Source organism: Phyllobacterium sp. MT110 (assembly GCF_058792715.1).
In genome coordinates this window covers 1,077,336-1,096,756 of record NZ_JBXAFE010000001.1, presented here as the reverse complement: position 1 = coordinate 1,096,756, position 19,421 = coordinate 1,077,336, and the positions used below count along the sequence as shown (strand labels likewise).

Sequence of the window (19,421 nt, the reverse complement as noted above, 5' to 3'; positions counted from 1 at the left end):
AAGCTGCGTGAATCCGCAGCGGCACCGGCGGGTGAATATGTCGATGTCGGCCTTTTTGCCGACAGGTCCGAAGCGGGCCGTGTCATGAGCGCCTTGGCGCCATTGGGCAAGGTCGATCTGTCCGAGGTCAACAGCCCGGATGGCCTGCGCATTGCTCTGATTGCACGGACCAGCGCGGGAAAGAACACCGATGCCTTGCTGCAGGCTGCCTGGAAAGCGGGAGCGGGTGATGCGTTTGTCGTACGCGATGACGGAAACTGATTTCCCGCGTCAAAGAACATTGCCGTTACAGCCATTCCGTAAGCTTGCCGCCAGTCTTGCCGTCGTGCTGCTTGCCGCGTCGCCGGTCCACGCGCAGGAAGCATTGTTCGACACCAAGGCCAAGCAGGCCCTGATGCTTGAAGACCAGACAGGCACCATTCTCTACGCCAAAACACCCGATACGCTGATCGAACCAGCCGCGCTGGCCAAGCTGATGACCATGGAACTGGTCTTTCATGCGCTCAAGACCGGCCAGATCAAGATCGATACCCAGTATACCGTCAGCGAAAATGCCTGGCGCACGGGCGGGGCGCCGTCCGGCGGCTCCACCATGTTTGCCAAGCTCAAGTCGTCGATCAGCGTCGGTGACCTCATCCAGGGCGTTATCGTACAGTCAGCCAATGACGGTTGCATCATTCTGGCCGAGGGCATTGCCGGGTCGGAACAAAAATTCGCCGAGATGATGAACGCACGGGCGAAGGAAATCGGCCTGAAGAATTCGACGTTCCGTAATTCGACCGGCTTGCCCGATCCGGAGCAAAAGGTGTCGCTGACGGACCTTGTCACGCTGGCCCGCTACATCAAGCACGAATATCCGGAATATTATCGCACCTATGCGCAGGAGAGCTTCACCTGGAACAATATTTTCCAGCGCAACCGCAATCCCTTGCTGAAGCTGGATATTGGCGCTGACGGCATGGGTACCGGCTACACCGAACAATCCGGCTATGGTCTTGTCGGTTCGGCCGAACATAACGGGCGCCGTTACATCGCCGCCCTGAGCGGTCTGGCGACAGACAAGGAGCGGGCGGAAGAAGCCAAGAAAATCTTTGAATGGGCCTACAGCGCCTTCGAGGAAGTCAATATCTTTGCCGAAGGCGAGACCATCGCGGAAGCCAGCGTGTTCGGCGGTGTCAAATCCAGCGTCCCGCTCAAGGCACACGAAAGGATCAGCCTTCTCGTCCCGACGGCCAACAAGGATCGCCTCAAGGCCCATGTCGTGTATAAGGGCCCACTGCTGGCCCCGGTCAAGGCGGACGAGCAGGTCGGCGTGCTGCGGATCTGGATCGGCGATGCCCTGGCGCAGGAAACGCCGGTTTACACGGGCGAAGCCGTTGAACCCGGTGATCTGCAGAAGCGCACGCTCGATGCGGTCCTGGAACTCACCACCGGCTGGACGCGCCGCCTGAAGCTTTAAGCTTTTCCCGGCTCGACCTTTTCAGTCCCGCCCGTTAGAACCTCGTCTAGAGATCAAAAGCGACTCTTTATCGAAAGACGGCTGACGGCGTGCAACAAGGACTGTTCATTACCTTTGAAGGCGGCGAGGGCGCTGGCAAATCCACCCAGATCACCCGTCTGGCAGCGCATATGCGTGCAGCCGGCGATGATGTGGTGGTGACCCGCGAGCCGGGCGGCTCGCCCGGTGCCGAGGCAGTGCGGCATGTCATCCTGAGCGGCGCTGCCGAATCCTTCGGTCCTGCCATGGAAGCCATGCTGTTTGCCGCCGCGCGCAATGATCACGTCGAGCAGGTCATGCGCCCCGCGCTCAACACGGGCAGCATGGTGCTCTGCGACCGCTATATCGACTCCAGCCGGGTTTATCAGGGGGTCACCGGCGATCTCGATGCCGGTCTGATGCGCGCCATTGAGAGGGCAGCCGTCAACGGACTGATGCCTGATCTGACCATCATTCTCGATCTGCCGGCGGAAATCGGTCTGGAGCGCGCAAACGCGCGCCGCGGAACAGGCACCGCCGATCGCTTCGAAAAGGAAACCATCGAGATGCACCGCAAGCGCCGGGATGCCTATCTGGCCATCGCCAAGGCTGAGCCGGGGCGGTGCAAGGTGGTGCCTGCGGACCGGCCGGTTGACGATATCGCGGCGGATATTGCCCGCCTCGTCGATCGCCTGAAGGCGCGGCGGGCGATAAAGGAAACGGCCAGAGCGGGAGCGGCACAATGAGCGATACGCTTCCCGACGTGCCAGCCACGCACGATACGATTGACGGCATTCCCGCTCCGTCGGCCAATCCCGCGCTGTTCGGCCACCCGTCCATCCGTTCATTTCTGGCGCAGGCCTATCAATCCGGCCACATGCACCATGCACTTCTGCTCGAGGGGCCGCAGGGGGTGGGCAAGACCACGCTGGCCTTTCACCTCGCCGGACACATGCTCAAGCATCCGGTGCAGCGCGATGCGCCGCTGGAACTGGCCGTGCCCGATTTTTCCGTCGCGCCGTACCGGCAGATTGCCACCGGGACACATCTGGCCGTGCTGCATATCAGCCGCCCGCTCGATGCCAAGACGGGAAAATTCAAGACCGGGATCACGGTCGATGAGATTCGCCGCGTGACGCATTTTCTCAATCGGACGGCACATGACGGCGCGTGGCGCATTGTTATCGTTGACCCGGCAGATGACATGAATCGCAATGCTGCCAATGCGTTACTGAAGACTCTTGAAGAACCGCCGCAGCGAACGCTGTTTATTTTGATCTCGCATTCTTCCGGGCGCTTGCTGCCAACGATCCGCTCGCGCTGCCAGTCCATCCGTTTCGAGGGGCTGCAGCGCAGCGACCTCCTGTCGGCACTGGCAACCATCGGCCTTGGTGCGGAGCAGATGCCTGATACCGAAGCACTTGTTACGCATGCGGACGGCAGCGTGCGCAAGGCGGCACTGCTTGTGGCGTTTGGCGGATTGGAGATATCGCAGACCATCGACGCTATTCTGACAAAGGCGGTATTCGATGTCCCCAAGGCGCAGGCGCTTGGCACAGCCTTGTCGGGACGCGATTCGGAAATTCAGTTTGATCTCTTCCTTGAGGACATTTTTTCGCGGATCGCGGCAAAGGCAGGGGAGGCTGCGGAGAAGGGTGCCGTGGCCGAGGCCAATCACTGGTCAACGCTGTGGCAGGAAATGCAGGGCGAAGCCCGTGAAGCCGATGCCTTTAATCTTGACCGCAAACAGTCCGTTCTTATCTTTCTTGACAGGATGCACCGCGCCCTGCGTGCATCTTGATCCGCCACCCGGTCACACCACATGAATGCGGAATAGTATTTCAATTGAATTCATGCGTTTACGACCGGTATAGCAATCAGGCCGGACATGGGTTATGTCAGCCTGACGCCTTCCCAAGATGCCAATTCCGAAGCAAATCAGGTTACGTATGAGCCGCGAAACATTTTACATCACCACAGCCATTTCCTATCCGAACGGCAGCCCGCATATCGGTCACGCGTACGAGCTGATCGCGACGGATGCGATTGCCCGTTTCAACCGCCATGACGGCAAGGATGTGTTTTTCCTCAGCGGTACGGACGAACATGGCATCAAGATGCTTCAAACAGCACGCAAGGAAGGCATCACGCCGCGCGAGCTTGCCGACAGAAATGCCAAGCTTTTCCGTGACATGGGCCATCTCCTGAACGCGTCCTATGACGACTTCATCCGCACCACCGAGGAGCGGCATTACGCGTCGTCGCAGGCGATCTGGAAAAAAATGGTCGAGGCCGGGGATATCTACAAGGATTCCTATGCCGGCTGGTACTCCGTGCGCGATGAAGCCTACTATCAGGAAGACGAGACGGAAGTGCGTGCCGATGGCGTGCGCTACGGCCCGCAGGGCTCGCCCGTCGAATGGCTGGAAGAGGAAAGTTATTTCTTCCGCCTGTCCGCCTATCAGGATCGCCTGCTCAAGCTTTATGCGGACAATCCCGGTTTTATCGGGCCGGACGAGCGCCGCAACGAGGTCATCTCCTTCGTCAAGTCCGGCCTGAAGGACCTGTCCGTATCGCGCACGACTTTCGACTGGGGCATTCCGGTTCCCGGCGACGAGAAGCACGTCATGTATGTCTGGGTCGACGCCTTGACCAACTACATCACGGCGGCCGGTTATCCCGATGAGAAGGCCGAGCGCTGGCGCTATTGGCCCGCCGACGTGCACATCATCGGCAAGGATATCATTCGCTTCCACGCCGTCTATTGGCCGGCCTTCCTTTTGTCCGCTGGAATCGAACTTCCGAAGCGCGTCTTCGGCCACGGCTTCGTGTTCAACCGCGGCGAGAAAATGTCGAAATCGGTCGGCAACGTCATCGATCCGTTCTCCCTGGTCGAGCATTACGGCCTGGATCAGGTGCGTTACTTCCTGCTGCGCGAAGTGCCTTTCGGTCAGGACGGCAATTACAGCCATGAGGCGATCGTCAACCGCACCAATGCGGATCTTGCCAACGACCTTGGCAATCTGGCGCAGCGCTCGCTGTCGATGATCAACAAGAACTGCGAGGCCAAGGTTCCGCAACCCGGCGCATTGACCGATGTCGACAAGGCAATCCTCGATCAGGCGGTCGCAGCGCTGGAGACAGCCCGCAAGGCCGTCGGCACGCAGGCCATGCATCTGGCGCTTGGGGCGATCTTTGCCGTGGTGGCGGAAGCCAACCGCTATTTTGCATCGCAGGAGCCATGGGCGCTGAAAAAGACCGATCCCGCGCGGATGGAAACGGTTCTCTACGTGACGGCGGAAGTGATCCGGCGTGTCGGCATTCTCTGCCTGCCGTTCATACCGGGATCGGCGGCCAAACTGCTCGATATCCTGGCCGTGCCCGCGGACAAGCGCAACTTCACCGATCTTCTCGGCGGCAGCGAACTGGTGCCCGGCGCCGATTTGCCCGCGCCGCAGCCGATCTTCCCGCGCTATGTCGAGGCAGACAAAGGCGCCTGATCAGGAACCCGGATCTTTTTCATGCTTGTCGATAGCCATTGCCATCTGGATTTTCCGGATTTTGCCGAAGAACGTGACGCCATTGTCCAGCGCGCGCTGGATCTTGGTGTCGTGCGGCTGGTCACCATCTGCACGCGCGTTCGCAAGTTTGACGGCATTATCGGCATTGCCGAACGCTATGACAGCGTCTTTGCCTCGGTCGGGACGCACCCGAACAATGCGCATGAGGAACTCGACGTCACCGCCGATGACCTGATCAAGCTGGCCGAACACCCGAAGGTGGTGGCAATCGGTGAAGCCGGGCTCGACTATCACTATGATTATGCGCCGCCGGAAGCACAGCAGCAGGGATTTCGCACCCATATCGCCGCAGCACGCGTCACCGGCCTGCCGCTGGTCATTCACGCGCGCAGTGCCGATGAGGACATGATTGCGATCCTGCGCGAGGAATCAGGGAAGGGGGCCTTCCCCTTCATCCTGCATTGCTTCTCCTCCGGCGCCGAACTGGCGCGGGTTGGCGTCGAGCTTGGCGGTTACATCTCGTTTTCCGGTATTCTGACATTCAAGAATTCGCCGGAAATCCGCGACATCGCCAGAAACGTGCCGCGCGACCGGCTGCTGGTTGAAACCGACGCGCCTTATCTTGCGCCGATGCCGCATCGCGGCAAGCGCAACGAGCCGAGCTTTGTCACCCATACGGCCGCCGTGCTGGCGGAGACCATCGGTGTCAGCGTCGAGGAAATCGGCACTTTGACCACCGACAATGTATTCCGCCTGTTCACCAAGATGCCAAGGCCCGCCCATGCCTGATCGCCTGCGCTTTACCATTCTGGGCTGCGGCTCGTCTCCGGGCGTGCCGCGCATCAATGGTGACTGGGGCAATTGCGATCCGGACAATCCGAAAAACCGCCGCCGCCGGGCGTCCATGCTGGTGGAACGCATTGCCGCGCACGGCGGCGTGACCACTGTTGTGATCGATACGGGACCGGATTTCCGCTCGCAGATGATCGATTTCGGCTCCGGTCGGCTTGATGCCGTCGTTTATACCCATGCGCATGCGGACCATATTCACGGCCTCGATGATCTCCGGACCTTTGTCATCGACCGGCGCGATCTGGTGGACATCTATGCCGATCAGGCGACCCAGCGCAGGCTCGTCGAAGGCTTCGGTTATTGTTTCAAGACGCCGGAAGGTTCGAGCTATCCGCCGATCCTGCGGCCGCATGAGATCGTGCATCACGAGGCTTTTGAGGTTGACGGCGCGGGCGGTCCGATCCGCTTTCTGCCGCTGCCGCAGGTGCATGGCGATATCCTGTCGCTGGGCTTCCGCATCGGCGATGTGGGCTATTGTTCCGATGTCAGCGCGTTTCCGGAAACAACAGCGGCCAAGCTGCATGGGCTCGATATACTCATCATCGACGCGTTGCAGTACCGTCCGCACCCAAGCCATTTTTCTCTCGATGAATCAATGGAGTGGATCGGAAAGCTGAAGCCGCGTCGAGCCATTCTGACCCATATGCATGTGCCACTGGATTATGGAACTGTCCTGCGCGATACGCCGGAACATGTCGAACCGGCCTTTGACGGCCTGTCCTTTGAGGTTGAAGCATGAGCAAGAGCGTTGAACGTGTCCGTCATGCAGCTCATGCGGCTGGGCTGGAGATCGAAATCCGCCAGATGGCCGATTCAACCCACACGGCGGAAGATGCAGCGGTTCAATGCGGTGTCACAGTCGCACAGATCGTCAAGTCGCTGATTTTTCAAGGCACCGATACGCAGCAGCTCTATCTGTTTCTGGTTTCCGGACCGCGCCAGCTTGATCTTGCCAAGGCTGCGCGGCTGACCGGAGAAACGCTGCACCGGGCTGATCCAAAGCACATCCGCAAGGAGACCGGCTTTGCCATTGGCGGCGTATCGCCATTGGGGCATCTGATCCACATCAAGGCTTATGCGGATGAAACACTGATGCAGTTCGATGTCGTCTGGGCCGCAGCAGGCGGCACCAACTTTGTTTTCCCGGCAGAGCCACATGCTTTGATGACGGCCGCAAAGGCTGAAATAGCCGATATTACGGGCTGATCGAGCCATTCCGGTCCATCTTCTGGTTCCATAATCTATCTTATGCGATCTTTATATTGCTGTAGGCTACATTCTATTTTCAACAGCAACGGCCCCTTTCTCGTATGAACCGACGGGCCTCTCCGTCATCGCTCGCCAAACCATATCTCCACCGCTAAGCTCATCATCGAGTCGCACACGTGCCCTGAACTTGTAGATACAAGAAGGATGACCACCGTGGATTTGAAAACTGTACGCGCGCTGAAAAACGAAATCGCAGAACAGATCATTCGACCGCTTGTCACTGAAATCCGCGCCGAGCGCCGCATTGTCCGCTCCACCGCAATACGGCGTCTGACCGGCGTCGAAGGCGGTATCGCGCTTGGCATTGCCGCCGGCGACGGAAAGAACGATTACCGGCTCGCCGTCCGCGTCCAGCGCCGTGCGCTCGAAACAAATGCCAATCTGCGCCAGCAGATCGAGGAAGCAGCCCGCAACAAGGCTGATATCACCTATATCGGCACCGTGTTCAAAGGCGGCGCTGTGGCAGCGCCGGCAGTCTTGCCCTGGCATCAGCTGCGTCAGAGGCCGCTGCTGATCGGCGCGTCGGTCGGGCATTATTCGATTACGGCGGGCACGCTTGGCGGCTTTGCGCAGCACACAGCCAGCGGCAAGGCCGTCATTCTGAGCAACAATCATGTGCTGGCCAATGAAAACAAGGCGAAGATCGGCGATGCGATCCTGCAGCCCGCCGCCTATGACGGCGGCAGGAAAAGCAAGGACAAGGTCGGCGAACTGCTGGCTTTCGAGCCGGTAGTATCAGGCGCAAACAATCTGGTCGACGCGGCCATCGCCTCGATCGATGCGGATATCGACTTCGACGCGGTGACCCTGATGGGTGCGGGGAAATTGAAGGGCCTGCGCAAGACCCCGCTCCGTCCCGGCGACAAGGTGTTCAAGATCGGCAGGACAACCGGCGTGACGCAAGGTGTTGTCACGGCAATCGAAGTCGATGACGTGGTGGTCAGCTATGAATTCGGCGATATCGGTTTTGACAGCCAGATCGAGATCCAGACCACAGGCAGCGGTCCTTTCAGCTCCGGCGGCGACAGCGGATCGATGATCATGGACGAAAAGGGCTATGCCTGCGCCCTGCTGTTTGCCGGCAGCGACCAGGGCGGCACCAATGGCAAGGGTGTCACCTTTGCCAACGACCTTTCCATCGTGCTGGAGAAAATGGGGCTGACGATGCCGGTTTGACCCTAGTGGAACGAATTTGACATTCGTATTCCGTTTCACATCACGCGCACCAAGCGAATGTCAAATTCGGACCACTAGCGGGACTGGCCGGGATGCACTAAATTAAAGCCATGAGCACCTCCATCGAACAGGCGCGACTTGCCAAACCGAAAGCCAGGGAACTGGCCGGATCATGCGGCACCGTCATTGGTGTCGGCCTGATCCGCATCGGTGACTCCTACGCCATCAAGATCAATCTGCGCGATCAGGTCCCCGAAACGACCGAACTTCCGGAAACGGTGGATGGCGTCAGGGTGGTATATGACGTGATCGGGCCCATATCGCTGCAGGCGGCCGGGAAACGCTGACCGATCCTGTGGACAAGCCACCGGCATTTCAGCTCGGTCATATCAGCCGCCCTGCTCCTGTCTTAGTATATTTCTTATGAAACCATCACGCGACATCACCCGCCTTCTTGAGATCATGCAGGCCCTGCGCACGCCGGTGACCGGCTGTCCGTGGGATCTTGAGCAGGATTTCAAATCCATCGCCCCCTATACACTTGAGGAAGCCTTCGAGGTGATCGATGCCATCGAACGCGATGATATCGACGATCTGCGCGAAGAATTGGGCGATCTGCTCCTGCAGGTGGTGTTTCACGCGCGGATGGCGGAAGAGATGAAGGCATTCGATTTCGGTGACGTGGTCCAGGCGATCACCCACAAGATGATCCGCCGCCATCCGCATGTGTTTGGCGAGGAGTCCGCCCGTGGCGCTGGCATGGCCAAGGGCATGTGGGACAAGATCAAGGCCGAGGAAAAGGCGGAGCGGCGCGAGCGCCGTGCTGCGCTCAATCTCGGCGCCGTGGAACCGACCGGTTTCCTCGACGACATTCCGCACGGCTTTCCTGCCCTGATGCGCGCTCTCAAACTGCAGCAGAAAGCGGCCAAGGTTGGCTTTGACTGGTCGGAAGCCGCGCCCATTCTCGACAAGATCGAGGAAGAAATCGGCGAGTTGAAACAGGCCATTGCCAATGGTGATCGCGAAAATACGCAAGAAGAATATGGCGACCTGTTGTTTGCCATGGTCAATCTCGGCCGCCATTTGAAGCTTGAACCGGAAAGCGCCCTGCGCGGCACCAATGAAAAGTTCCGGTCACGCTTCCACTATATCGAGCGAAAGCTGAACGAGCAGAAACAGACGCTCGACGCGGCGACACTCGATGAAATGGAAGCACTTTGGCAGGAAGCCAAAACCGCGAAGTAACCCGTCTTAGCCGTTGGTCCGGCGCAGCAATTTCTCGTCAAGATTGGCGTGGGACGCGACGGTCATGTCCATGGTGAGGGATACCGACCCGTCGTCCAGATCCTTGCGTTTCACATTGCTGGAGTGCTGGTAGATCCAGTCCATCAGCCGCATCTGGTCCGGCCGCAGGGTGATTTTGACATGCTTCAGCTTGCCGGCAATGCGGTTCTCGATTTCCTTCAGCAGGGCGTCGACGCCCTCGCCCGTGATCGCCGACACCGGAATCGGATGTTCGTCGCCCTTCACCGCCGCGCTGAGACGCTGCGCCGACTCGCGGCCCGCATCGTCAAGCCTGTCGATCTTGTTCCACACTTCGAGAATGCGCTTCGTATCGCCGCGCTCGATGCCGAGGCTGGTCATGATCGCATGGACGTCTTCCGACTGGGCTGCGGTATCGGGATCGGAGATATCGCGGATATGCAGGATGAGGTCGGCTTCGACCACCTCTTCCAGCGTCGCCCGGAAGGCGGCAACGAGATGCGTAGGCAGGTTGGAGATGAAACCCACCGTGTCGGAGAGGATGATCGTCTCACCGTGCTCCAGCCGGATACGGCGCAAGGTGGGATCAAGCGTGGCAAAGAGCATGTCTTCGGCTACGACCCCTGCTCCGGTCAGCCGGTTGAACAGTGTTGATTTGCCCGCATTGGTATAGCCGACGAGCGCCACGACCGGATGCGGCACCTTCTTGCGCTTGCTGCGGTGCAGGGTGCGGGTGCGCACCACCGTTTCCAGTTCGCGCTTGATGCGCAGGATCTTTTCCTGCAGTGCGCGCCTGTCGGCCTCGATCTGCGTTTCACCGGGACCGCCGAGGAAGCCGCCGCCGCCGCGCTGGCGCTCAAGGTGGGTCCAGCTGCGGACCAGCCGCCCCTTCTGATAGGTGAGGTGCGCAAGTTCCACCTGCAGGGCGCCCTCTTTCGTCTGGGCTCGCCGTCCGAAAATCTCAAGAATGAGCCCGGTCCTGTCAAGAACCTTGGCGTTCCATGCCTTTTCGAGATTGCGCTGCTGCACCGGTGTCAGGGAATGATCGACGATCACGAGCTCCGCATGGGAAGCCTCGATGAGCTCATGAATCGTTTCAACCTTGCCCGTCCCCAGCAAGGTTGCCGGGCGCGGCGCAGAAACCTGCACGATATCGGAATGGACAATGTCCAGATCGATGGCGCGGGCCAAGCCTTCGGCCTCTTCCAGCCGCGCATCGTCGCTGCGCTGGAATTCGGGCTGGTGCTTCATGCGGCCGTGATCGTCGGCCTTGCCGCCATCGGAAAAGCGCGTCGGCAAAACCGGCACAATGACGATTGCGCGCGTGGCTTCTCTGGCGGTCTCACCATTATCGGTTGATCCGCCAGGGTTTTGCGCGTTACGCCTTGTTTCTTTGGTCAAATGTTATCTCAGTCGCTGTCTTCGGCCTCAGCTTCGAACATTTGCACAGGCTGGCTCGGCATGATGGTCGAGATGGCATGTTTGTAGACGAGCTGAGAATGGCCGTCGCGGCGCAACAGGACGCAGAAATTGTCGAACGAGGTGACAATACCGGTCAGTTTGACGCCATTGATGAGGAAAATTGTCAGAGAAATCTTCTGTTTTCTGACTGAATTCAGAAATAGGTCCTGAAGATTCTGCGATCGTTCAGCCATTGTTTTTGTCCTTTTATGCGATCAGCAAACGTGTCTCATACAAATTTCGGCAACGGGAGCAGAAAACCTGCTCCTGCAGGAGGTGAAAAATAGTTTCTGTTAGTCCCCTCATACTCCGGTTAACAGGATGGCGTTTTTTCCGCAATGTCAAAAAACGCTTCCCGTAACGAAAGTGCGATCGTTCCCGGGTGCCCATTTGCCACCGATTCGCCGTCAATCGCAACGATTGGCATCACAACAGTTGTGGCTGCGGTCATGAAAACTTCACGCGCCCGCTTGGCTTCCTCGACAGAAAAGCCGCGTTCCTCGATGGTCAATCCCAGCTTTTTGGCCACATCGAAGATGGTTGTGCGGGTAATACCGCGCAAAATGCCGGTTTCCGCCTGTCTGGTCACCAGAACGCCGTCCATGGTGACAATCCACGCATTTGTTGCCGCACCTTCCCTAACGGTGCCATCCGGATCGATGAACCAGGCTTCCTGAGCGCCCTGCTCCTTGGCCAGCTGGCGCGCCATAACATTTGGTAAAAGGCCGATAGATTTGATGTCCACCCGCTCCCAGCGGTTTTCCGGCACCGTGATGACCTTCACACCCTTTGCCGCCCGGGCAGCGAACATGACGGGATCCGTGCGCTTGGCAGTGATGACGATGGAAGGCGGTGTATCGGCCGCGGGAAAGACGTGGTCGCGCTTGGCGACACCGCGCGTCACCTGCAGATAGACCATGCCATTGTACACACGATTGCGCCGGACCACCTCGGCGATCACGCTCTGCAGCGCCTTCCGGTTCATCGGCCAGCCGATCCGCAGCTCCGAAAGCGAGCGGTCGAGGCGGTTGAGATGGCGCGTCATGTCCATGATGTTGCCGCGGGCAACCTCGCAGACTTCATAAACGCCATCGGCAAACTGGTAGCCGCGGTCTTCAATGTGAACACCGGCATTGGCATGGGGAATGTACTGGCCGTTGACATAGGCGATACGGGACATCGGTAGAGCCTCCTATTCGAACTGGCCGAAGACCATGCGCATGGGCGTTGGCAGATCCACCCGCTTGCCGGTATCTTCCAATGCACCCGTTTCGATATCGCGTTTGAGCACGGCGATGCCTCCGCCTTTCTGATTGGCAACGAGCATGAACCTACCCGTGGGATCGATGACAAAGTTGCGTGGGCCGAGACCCTGCGACGGCGTCCAGCCGATCAGCGCGAGGCTGCCGTCTGCGGCAATGGCATAGCTGACGATGCTGTTGTGGCCACGGTTGGAGCCATAAAGGAACCGGCCGTCGGCACTGACGGCGATTTCTGCGCAGGTATTGGTCGCGGTGAAGTCCGCAGGGATGGACGGAAGCGTCTGGCCAAGCGCCAACTCGGCGGTTTCGGCATTGTAATGCAGAACTGAAACAGTGCTGTTCAATTCATTGATAACATAAGCAATCTTCCCATTCGGATGGAATGTCATATGGCGCGGTCCAGCACCATCAGGCAAGGTCGTGAAGGGCGTAGCCGCCAGCTCCAGTTTCCCGCCCTCTGACGGCAGCTTATAGGCCATGATCCGGTCCAGGCCGAGATCGCAGACAAACACGGTCCGATTATCCGGGCTGACGACGGCGCAGTGACCATGCTGCCGCTTGTCCGTCGGCAGGACCGCATTCTTGCCCTCGTGAATGGCAGCGGCAAACGCCGGTTCCAGCCCGCCGTCGGCGCGGATGGCGAAGGCAGCAACGGCATTGCCGGGGCGTTCGCCCAGCGCGGCAACGGTATAATTGGAGGCAAAGATCGTCTCGCCCGACTGATCGAAGCCGAGATGGCAGGTGGTGTTGCCAAGGGTCGGCTGCATGTTGATATAGGACAAGGCTCCCGAGGCCGGATCGATATCAAAGGCGACAGCCATCCCCTCGTTCCATTCGGGGATTTCCATTGCCGCGTAAAGACGCCGGCGCTTTTCGTCGATGGCGATATAACCGGGATTGTCGATTGCGAGGTATTCGCTGACGAGTGTGAGATCACCTGTATTGTCGTCAAAGCGGAAGACACTGATCCCCTTTCCTGCATTGGGCAGAGCGTTGCGATTCAGGTTGCCGACAAAAGCATAGGTCTTTGGCATGGTTGGTCTCATGGGTTGGGGGCTGTGAGATGGAGGGTTTCTCCATCGGAAGGGATGATCAGCTTGTGGGAATCGATAGCCGCTGCCTGCGCATGGGCCTTCAGATCGTCGCGGGTGACCGTTGCATGGTCAAGGGCTTCCATATGCGTCGCGATGACTTTTGTCTTCAGGGGTGAAATGCGGCAGACCTCGACAGTCTGCTCCGCATCCATGACGATGAGAACACCGTCCCATTTGGCACCGCAGGAATGGGTGACGATGATATCGGGCTGCGTCGCTTCGATTGTTTCGCGCACCGGCGGATAGAGGATCGTATCCCCTGCCCAATAGATCGAGGGTTCGCCATCCGCTTCGATGGTAAAACCGATGACATTGCCCATCAGCTGAAGCACGGCCCCGGTGCCGTGATTGCCATCGCGGCGGGTCAGGCGAATATTCTTCCACGTCAGATCCCCGGTCAGTGGCGTGACGTCGGTGAAACCGAAGGAGCGGATTTTCTCTTCATCGCCCGGCTGGCAGATCAGCGGCAGATGCTTGGGAACAAGTTCCTGCGCCACGGGGTCGAAATGATCCGCATGCAGATGCGAGACGAGTACAAGCTCGACGCCATCAAGGATCTCGTCGGTTGAAACCGGCAGATCCGTCATGGGATTCGGCGAACGGCCGGTAAAGGACGGACGGCTGTGTTTGGGAGCGAAAAATGGATCGATCAGGACGGTTGAACCGGCATAATCGAGTTTCAGCGTGGCATTGCGGAGAAGTTGCAGTTTCATGTCGGTGCATCTTTCTGCTGATCAGAAGAATTCGAGACTGACGCGGAACATCTGCTCGACCTGTTTGACCGCTTCGGCCGTGGCAAAGATGACCACCCGGTCCTGCGGTTTGATGCGGACCGAACCGTCAGGGCGGATGACTTCGCCGTTGCGGTAGATCGCGCCGATCCGCAGTCCGTCCGGCAGGTCGAGGTCGCGCAGCGGGGCGCCGACAAGCGGCGAGGTTTCGAGCGCCTCAGCCTCGATAATCTCCGCCCGGCCCTTCTGGACGCTGTGTACGGCCCGGATACGGCCACGCCGCACATGCTGCAGCACGCGCGAAATGGTGACGCTGCGCGGGCTGATATGGGCATCGATGCCGAGGGATTTGCTGAGGTCGAGATAGTCCGGGTTGTTGATGAGGACGAGACTGGATTTGCAGCCGAGGCGTTTGGCCATGACGCCAGCGAGCATGTTGACCTGGTCGTCATTGGTCAGCGCGACCAGAAGGTCCGCATCCTGGATTTCCGCTTCCAGCAGCAGTTTCTGATCCAGCGCACTGCCATGCAGCACCATGGACCGCCGAAGCCCGTCTGCGATGGCATTGGCGCGGGTCAAATTGGGTTCGATCAGCTTGACCTTGGTCTTGGGCTGCTTGGCTTCGATCGTCTGGGCGACGTAGAGCCCGACATTGCCGCCGCCGGCAATGACAATGCGTGTTGCCTCGGGTTCCTCGTGACCGAACAGCGCCAGCGTACGGCGCACCTGTGACTTGGTTGTCGCGACATAAGCGATGTCACCGGCCAAGAGATGATCGGCGGAGCGCGGAATGAGCAACGTGTCACTGCGGATGATGGCCATCACGGTCGACGGCAGGTCGGGGAAGAGATTGCTCAATTGAATGAGCGGCGTGTTGATGACGGGACAGTCTTCCAGGCATTCGATCGCCATCACCACGATAGTCTCGTCGGCAAAGCGGACAACGTCGCTCACGCCCGGCAAGGCGATGCGGCGCAGCACCATTTCCCCGACCTCAAGCTCGGGCGAAATGATGACGTCGATCGGCATGTGATCGCGGGAAAACAGGTCCTGGTAGTGCGGCTGCAGATAGGCCTGCGCGCGGATGCGGGCGATCTTGGTCGGCACGTTGAACAGCGCATGCGCCACTTCACAGGCGACGATGTTCACTTCGTCGTACAGTGTCGCGGCAATGATCATGTCCGCCTGCTCGGCACCGGCGGCCGCCAGAACATCCGGATGGGCGCCGTGACCGACAAAACCGCGCACATCGAGCGTATCGCGTATGACCTGAATGAGCTCGGCCGACGTGTCGATGACCGAAATATCGTTGTCTTCGGCGGCCAGGCGTTCGGCGATGCCATATCCAACCTGCCCTGCGCCGCAGATGATCACACGCATCAGCTGGCTTTGCCTTCGGCAATCACAACCATTGCGTCCACGTCAACGAGACTGCTGGCCGGCGGGCCTTGCGGATTGACAGCGCGAAACATTCCTCACTCCCATGATGAAGACCGATGCCGCAGGGCAAAGGCCGCCGACTTTCCCGTAAAATCCGGAGAGTCGCAACCGAATACTGTCGGCTACCAACGTATTCCTCCGAAGCCTTGGAGATTGCGTGAAGCGGTTAGACCCCGAGCGATTTCAGCTTCCGGTGCAGGGCCGAACGCTCCATGCCGACAAACTCCGCCGTGCGGGAAATATTGCCGCCGAACCGGTTGATCTGCGCGATGAGATACTCCTTCTCGAAGCGCTCACGTGCCTCGCGCAGCGGCAGGGCCATGATGTGCTGGTCGGATTCGGTTGGAGCCTTCGGCAGCGTGTCGCCGATTTCAGCCGGCAGCAAATCGGCGGTGATGACCGCTTCCGGATCATCGCCGCGCGCCAGGATAATCAGGCGCTCGATATTGTTGCGCAGCTGGCGGATATTGCCCGGCCAGGAATGGGACTGCAGCACAGCCATGGCATCCGGGCCGATCTTGCGTGGCTTGATGCCCGCCTGTTCGGCAATCTGCGTCATGAAGAATTCGACAAGCGCAGGAATGTCATCGCGCCGGTCCGCCAAGGGCGGAACAATCACGGGAACCACTGCCAGCCGGTGGAACAGGTCTTCGCGGAACCGGCCCTCGGCAATCATCGCTTCGAGGTTCTGCGCGGTCGAGGAGATGATCCGTACATCCACCTTGATGCGCTTGGTGCCGCCTACCCGTTCAAACTGCTGATCGACGAGCACACGCAGGATCTTGTTCTGCGTTTCGCGCGGCATATCGGCGATTTCATTGAGATAGAGAATGCCGCCATGGGCTTCCTCCAGCGCCCCCACCTTGCGCTCGCCGCCATCGGATTCCGTGCCGAAAAGCTCCACTTCCATGCGTTCCGGCGTGATCGTCGCAGCGTTCAGGTTGACGAATGGTCCTTTGGAACGGGTCGACAAGGCGTGGATGGCCCGTGCCGTGAGTTCCTTGCCTGCACCGGACGGACCGGTGATCATGATGCGGCTGTTGGTCGGCGCGACACGCTCGATGGTCTGGCGCAGGTGGTTCATCGACAGCGACGTGCCGAGCAGTTCCGAGCTTTCCGTCGAGCGCTTGCGCAGGTCGGAAACTTCGCGCCGCAGCTTGGATGTTTCGAGCGCCCGTTCGGCGATGAGAATCAGACGGTCAGCCTTGAACGGCTTCTCGATGAAATCATAGGCGCCGCGCCGGATGGCCGAAACCGCGGTTTCGATGTTGCCGTGACCGGAAATCATGACCACGGGAATATCGGGATGGCGGCTCTTGATCTCGTCCAAAAGGGCAAGACCGTCGAGCCGGCTGCCCTGCATCCAGATGTCCAGAAAGATCAGGCGGGGAATGCGATCATCAATCGCCGCCAATGCGCTGTCCGCGTCCGAGGCTACGCGGGTTTCGTGCCCCTCGTCGCTCAATATTCCTGCAACAAGCTCGCGGATGTCGACTTCATCGTCGACGACAAGAATGTCAGATGCCATTTGAATTCACCTGTTTCGCCGATGGATCGGAATTGTCGGCTGTCTGTGTATTGGTATGGGTCGTGGGAAAAACCATGCGGATCATTGCACCCCGCCCGCCGTGGAAGTCCGCGGGGGCGTCGTGCAGTTCAATTTGACCGTCATGTTCTTCAACGATCTTTTTGACAATTGCGAGGCCAAGGCCCGTGCCTTTCTCGCGCGTCGTCATGTAGGGTTCAAGCAAACGCTGCCGGTGTTCACGCGGCAAGCCTTTGCCATTGTCGGAAATTTCGACAATCAGAGCGTCTCCCTCCTGCCTCGACCGGATACGGATATGTCCATCACCCAGTCCATCTTTCACAACGGATTCAATTGCTTCTGCAGCATTTTTGATAACGTTTCCGAACGCCTGCCCGATAAGCCGGCCGTCGAATTGCCCGATGAGCGGCACGTTGCCGAAATCCCGCTCGAAGCGGATATCGCTGCGGCTGACTTCGACCAGGAACGAGGCTTCGCGCAACGCCTCACGCAAATCCATCGCCTTGATTTCCGGTTTCGGCATGCGCGCGAAGGATGAAAACTCATCGACCATGCGCCCGATGTCACCCACCTGCCGGATGATGGTTTCCGTGCACTGGTCGAAGACTTCGCGATCTTCGGTAATCACCTTGCCATAGCGCCGGCGGATGCGTTCCGCCGACAACTGAATGGGCGTGAGCGGATTTTTGATTTCGTGGGCGATACGCCGCGCGACATCGGCCCAGGCGGACGAACGCTGCGCCTCCACCAGATCGGTGATGTCATCGACGGTGACCACATAGGAGTGGTCAGCGGATTCCGCGTCCTCCACGGTAATCTGGACATTGAACGTCCGGGCGCTGCCGCGGCGCGACATCGATACCTGTTCGCGGTAAACCGACCGGCCCGTGGCATGGGCAACCTCGAACACCAGCCCGATTTCCGGGACGAGCGCCGTCAGATTCTTGCCGACGGTCGTGACGGGGTCCAGATCGAACATTGCTTCGGCGGAACGGTTCATGATGCCGATTGCCCCATCAGCATCCACGCTGATGACCCCTGCCGTCACGCCGGAGAGCACCGCTTCGGAAAAACGGCGGCGTTCGTCGATCTGGTCCTTGGCGGCAACGAGGTCACGGCGCTGCGTTCCCAGCTGGCGCACCATGGTGTTGAATGTCTGGGACAGCGACCCGACATCGCCGTCGGAACGGCGCACCGGCACCGCAACATCCAGATTGCCGGTTGCAACATCATCCGCTGCACCGATCAGCAGCCGGATGGGGCGCACTAGCCGGTCCGCGACCGCGATACCGGTCCAGATGGCCGACAGAAGCAAAGTCAGAGTCAGGCCGAAGTAGAGCAGAGCAAACAGAATCTGCGTGTCCACACCATTGGCAACCGGTTTACCCGCATCGAGATTGTTGCCCTCGATGGCGCGCATGGAATTGAGAATATCCCCGTCGACCGGGCGGACCGTATAGAGGAACATATCCGGTATCTGCTGGAGTTTCACGACGGCACTGAGCAGATTGGTCCGTTCCGGCGGGATGAGCACCGGCTTGCCGTCCTGTGCCGTGTTGAGAATGGATTTCGCGACCGGCGGAATTGAAAAATTCGTGCGTATGTCGGCGCGAACGGAGGTGTCACCGTTGGAGCGGATGATGAATGCGCCGATCAGGCCGCGGCCGAGCGCCTGCTGGGTCAGGAAGCGCGTGAAGCTCGTGCGGTCCAGATTGTACAGCGAGCGTTGTGCGTCGACATCGCTGACCATTTCAAGCGTCGTGCCCTGCAGGTTGCGCGCACTTTCCTGAATGTAGGAATTGGCCAGGCTGATCGACGAGTTGACGATCGTCGTGGTCCGCATTTCGAACCAGCGATCGAGCCCGAGATCGAGCGTGACCGATGCAACGATGGCCACCAGCATGGCCGGTACCGCAGCGACAAGCGAAAACAGCACGACGAGGCGCACATGCAGGCGGGAAGCGGCCTTCCCGCGGTTCCTGGCCTGGCTGATGCGGTAGACTTCCCGGCCAATGAGCACGATCAGGGCGAGAATCAGCAGCGCATTGAGACCGGTCAGGATGAATGTAAGATTGCTCTCGGGCTGAACCGGGGTCATTCCCGTGAGGATGAAAAACGTTATGCCCGTCGTCAAAAGCGCCAGAACAACCGTGACAACGCCGATACGGGAGTAAAAACGCTGCGTGTTGCCGCCAGCGGCAGCCGTGAGCGAGTTTCCCAACTGATTGACCGAATTTGATAAGAGCATTGCTTACGTCATCCCAACCAAGTTGCACTCATGCAACACATTGTGGCGGAAATGCAACGCCCTCTCGTCGAAACCTGTGCA

General features: G+C 59.2%; 18 protein-coding genes. 10 read left to right on the top strand and 8 right to left on the bottom strand.

Going from position 1 to position 19,421, the window contains the following annotated elements; translation table 11 throughout:
- Positions 1-229: 229 nt before the first annotated feature.
- The 10 genes from AC1Q5O_RS05715 to mazG all read left to right on the top strand — a co-directional run bounded on the left by AC1Q5O_RS05715 (position 230) and on the right by mazG (position 9,540).
- A complete protein-coding gene (locus AC1Q5O_RS05715) occupies positions 230-1,459 on the top strand; it encodes a D-alanyl-D-alanine carboxypeptidase family protein (protein WP_492562101.1) in 1,230 nt (409 codons plus the stop codon).
- An 89-nt stretch (positions 1,460-1,548) separates the two neighbouring features.
- The gene (gene tmk / locus AC1Q5O_RS05710; RefSeq protein WP_492562100.1) at positions 1,549-2,223 is read left to right on the top strand and encodes a dTMP kinase; all 675 of its coding nucleotides are present in this window, start codon (positions 1,549-1,551) and stop codon (positions 2,221-2,223) included.
- Positions 2,220-3,278: a DNA polymerase III subunit delta' gene (locus AC1Q5O_RS05705; protein WP_492562099.1), complete on the top strand. Its 1,059-nt coding sequence runs from the start codon at positions 2,220-2,222 to the stop codon at positions 3,276-3,278. The genes tmk and AC1Q5O_RS05705 overlap by 4 nt, the downstream gene beginning before the upstream one ends.
- A gap of 148 nt (positions 3,279-3,426) precedes the next feature.
- Entirely contained in the window at positions 3,427-4,977 is a 1,551-nt protein-coding gene (gene metG / locus AC1Q5O_RS05700) for a methionine--tRNA ligase (RefSeq protein WP_492562098.1), read from the top strand.
- 21 nt (positions 4,978-4,998) lie between these two features.
- Positions 4,999-5,787, top strand: a complete 789-nt coding sequence (locus AC1Q5O_RS05695) for a TatD family hydrolase (protein ID WP_492562097.1) — start codon at positions 4,999-5,001, stop codon at positions 5,785-5,787.
- Positions 5,780-6,589, top strand: coding sequence for an MBL fold metallo-hydrolase (locus AC1Q5O_RS05690; protein ID WP_492562096.1), 810 nt, complete (start codon positions 5,780-5,782; stop codon positions 6,587-6,589). The genes AC1Q5O_RS05695 and AC1Q5O_RS05690 overlap by 8 nt, the downstream gene beginning before the upstream one ends.
- Complete coding sequence (locus tag AC1Q5O_RS05685; protein ID WP_492562095.1) at positions 6,586-7,056, top strand: YbaK/EbsC family protein; 471 nt, start codon at positions 6,586-6,588, stop codon at positions 7,054-7,056. Before AC1Q5O_RS05690 ends, AC1Q5O_RS05685 begins: the two co-directional genes overlap by 4 nt.
- 216 nt (positions 7,057-7,272) lie before the next feature.
- Complete coding sequence (locus tag AC1Q5O_RS05680) at positions 7,273-8,295, top strand: hypothetical protein (protein WP_492562094.1); 1,023 nt, start codon at positions 7,273-7,275, stop codon at positions 8,293-8,295.
- Positions 8,296-8,405: 110 nt separating this feature from the next.
- Positions 8,406-8,642 (top strand): hypothetical protein, encoded by a 237-nt coding sequence (locus AC1Q5O_RS05675; RefSeq protein ID WP_492562093.1) that lies wholly within the window; start codon positions 8,406-8,408, stop codon positions 8,640-8,642.
- A gap of 76 nt (positions 8,643-8,718) precedes the next feature.
- Complete coding sequence (gene mazG, locus AC1Q5O_RS05670) at positions 8,719-9,540, top strand: nucleoside triphosphate pyrophosphohydrolase (RefSeq protein ID WP_492562092.1); 822 nt, start codon at positions 8,719-8,721, stop codon at positions 9,538-9,540.
- Between the two features lie 6 nt (positions 9,541-9,546).
- Here the strand turns inward: mazG and hflX are convergent, their stop codons facing one another.
- From hflX to AC1Q5O_RS05630, 8 genes are all read right to left on the bottom strand, one after another.
- Complete coding sequence (gene hflX / locus AC1Q5O_RS05665) at positions 9,547-10,959, bottom strand: GTPase HflX (RefSeq protein WP_319025570.1); 1,413 nt, start codon at positions 10,957-10,959, stop codon at positions 9,547-9,549.
- Between the two features lie 8 nt (positions 10,960-10,967).
- The gene (gene hfq / locus AC1Q5O_RS05660) at positions 10,968-11,213 is read right to left on the bottom strand and encodes an RNA chaperone Hfq (protein WP_091885912.1); all 246 of its coding nucleotides are present in this window, start codon (positions 11,211-11,213) and stop codon (positions 10,968-10,970) included.
- Positions 11,214-11,332: 119 nt separating this feature from the next.
- On the bottom strand, positions 11,333-12,199 hold the full coding sequence (locus tag AC1Q5O_RS05655) for a D-amino-acid transaminase (protein ID WP_492562091.1): 867 nt from the start codon (positions 12,197-12,199) through the stop codon (positions 11,333-11,335).
- A gap of 12 nt (positions 12,200-12,211) precedes the next feature.
- On the bottom strand, positions 12,212-13,315 hold the full coding sequence (locus tag AC1Q5O_RS05650) for a lactonase family protein (protein ID WP_492562090.1): 1,104 nt from the start codon (positions 13,313-13,315) through the stop codon (positions 12,212-12,214).
- Positions 13,316-13,323: 8 nt separating this feature from the next.
- Positions 13,324-14,088, bottom strand: coding sequence for an MBL fold metallo-hydrolase (locus AC1Q5O_RS05645; RefSeq protein ID WP_492562089.1), 765 nt, complete (start codon positions 14,086-14,088; stop codon positions 13,324-13,326).
- Positions 14,089-14,109: 21 nt separating this feature from the next.
- Positions 14,110-15,486 carry a Trk system potassium transporter TrkA gene (gene trkA, locus AC1Q5O_RS05640; protein ID WP_463012963.1) on the bottom strand — a complete coding sequence of 459 codons (1,377 nt, stop codon included), beginning with the start codon at positions 15,484-15,486 and terminating at the stop codon, positions 14,110-14,112.
- Positions 15,487-15,712: 226 nt separating this feature from the next.
- Entirely contained in the window at positions 15,713-17,074 is a 1,362-nt protein-coding gene (gene ntrX / locus AC1Q5O_RS05635; RefSeq protein WP_223614954.1) for a nitrogen assimilation response regulator NtrX, read from the bottom strand.
- Positions 17,064-19,340 (bottom strand): sensor histidine kinase NtrY-like, encoded by a 2,277-nt coding sequence (locus AC1Q5O_RS05630; RefSeq protein ID WP_492562088.1) that lies wholly within the window; start codon positions 19,338-19,340, stop codon positions 17,064-17,066. Before AC1Q5O_RS05630 ends, ntrX begins: the two co-directional genes overlap by 11 nt.
- Between the last annotated feature and the right edge of the window lie 81 nt (positions 19,341-19,421).

What these genes read in the sequence shown, in the direction of transcription:
- AC1Q5O_RS05715 (WP_492562101.1), top strand. Translation starts at nt 230, where the DNA reads ATGCGTTTGTCGTACGCGATGACGGAAACTGATTTCCCGCGTCAAAGA.
- AC1Q5O_RS05705 (WP_492562099.1), top strand. Translation starts at nt 2,220, where the DNA reads ATGAGCGATACGCTTCCCGACGTGCCAGCCACGCACGATACGATTGAC.
- metG (WP_492562098.1), top strand. Translation starts at nt 3,427, where the DNA reads ATGAGCCGCGAAACATTTTACATCACCACAGCCATTTCCTATCCGAAC.
- AC1Q5O_RS05695 (WP_492562097.1), top strand. Translation starts at nt 4,999, where the DNA reads ATGCTTGTCGATAGCCATTGCCATCTGGATTTTCCGGATTTTGCCGAA.
- AC1Q5O_RS05690 (WP_492562096.1), top strand. Translation starts at nt 5,780, where the DNA reads ATGCCTGATCGCCTGCGCTTTACCATTCTGGGCTGCGGCTCGTCTCCG.
- AC1Q5O_RS05685 (WP_492562095.1), top strand. Translation starts at nt 6,586, where the DNA reads ATGAGCAAGAGCGTTGAACGTGTCCGTCATGCAGCTCATGCGGCTGGG.
- AC1Q5O_RS05675 (WP_492562093.1), top strand. Translation starts at nt 8,406, where the DNA reads ATGAGCACCTCCATCGAACAGGCGCGACTTGCCAAACCGAAAGCCAGG.
- mazG (WP_492562092.1), top strand. Translation starts at nt 8,719, where the DNA reads ATGAAACCATCACGCGACATCACCCGCCTTCTTGAGATCATGCAGGCC.
- hfq (WP_091885912.1), bottom strand. Translation starts at nt 11,213, where the DNA reads ATGGCTGAACGATCGCAGAATCTTCAGGACCTATTTCTGAATTCAGTC.
- AC1Q5O_RS05655 (WP_492562091.1), bottom strand. Translation starts at nt 12,199, where the DNA reads ATGTCCCGTATCGCCTATGTCAACGGCCAGTACATTCCCCATGCCAAT.
- AC1Q5O_RS05650 (WP_492562090.1), bottom strand. Translation starts at nt 13,315, where the DNA reads ATGCCAAAGACCTATGCTTTTGTCGGCAACCTGAATCGCAACGCTCTG.
- AC1Q5O_RS05645 (WP_492562089.1), bottom strand. Translation starts at nt 14,088, where the DNA reads ATGAAACTGCAACTTCTCCGCAATGCCACGCTGAAACTCGATTATGCC.
- trkA (WP_463012963.1), bottom strand. Translation starts at nt 15,486, where the DNA reads ATGCGTGTGATCATCTGCGGCGCAGGGCAGGTTGGATATGGCATCGCC.
- ntrX (WP_223614954.1), bottom strand. Translation starts at nt 17,074, where the DNA reads ATGGCATCTGACATTCTTGTCGTCGACGATGAAGTCGACATCCGCGAG.
- AC1Q5O_RS05630 (WP_492562088.1), bottom strand. Translation starts at nt 19,340, where the DNA reads ATGCTCTTATCAAATTCGGTCAATCAGTTGGGAAACTCGCTCACGGCT.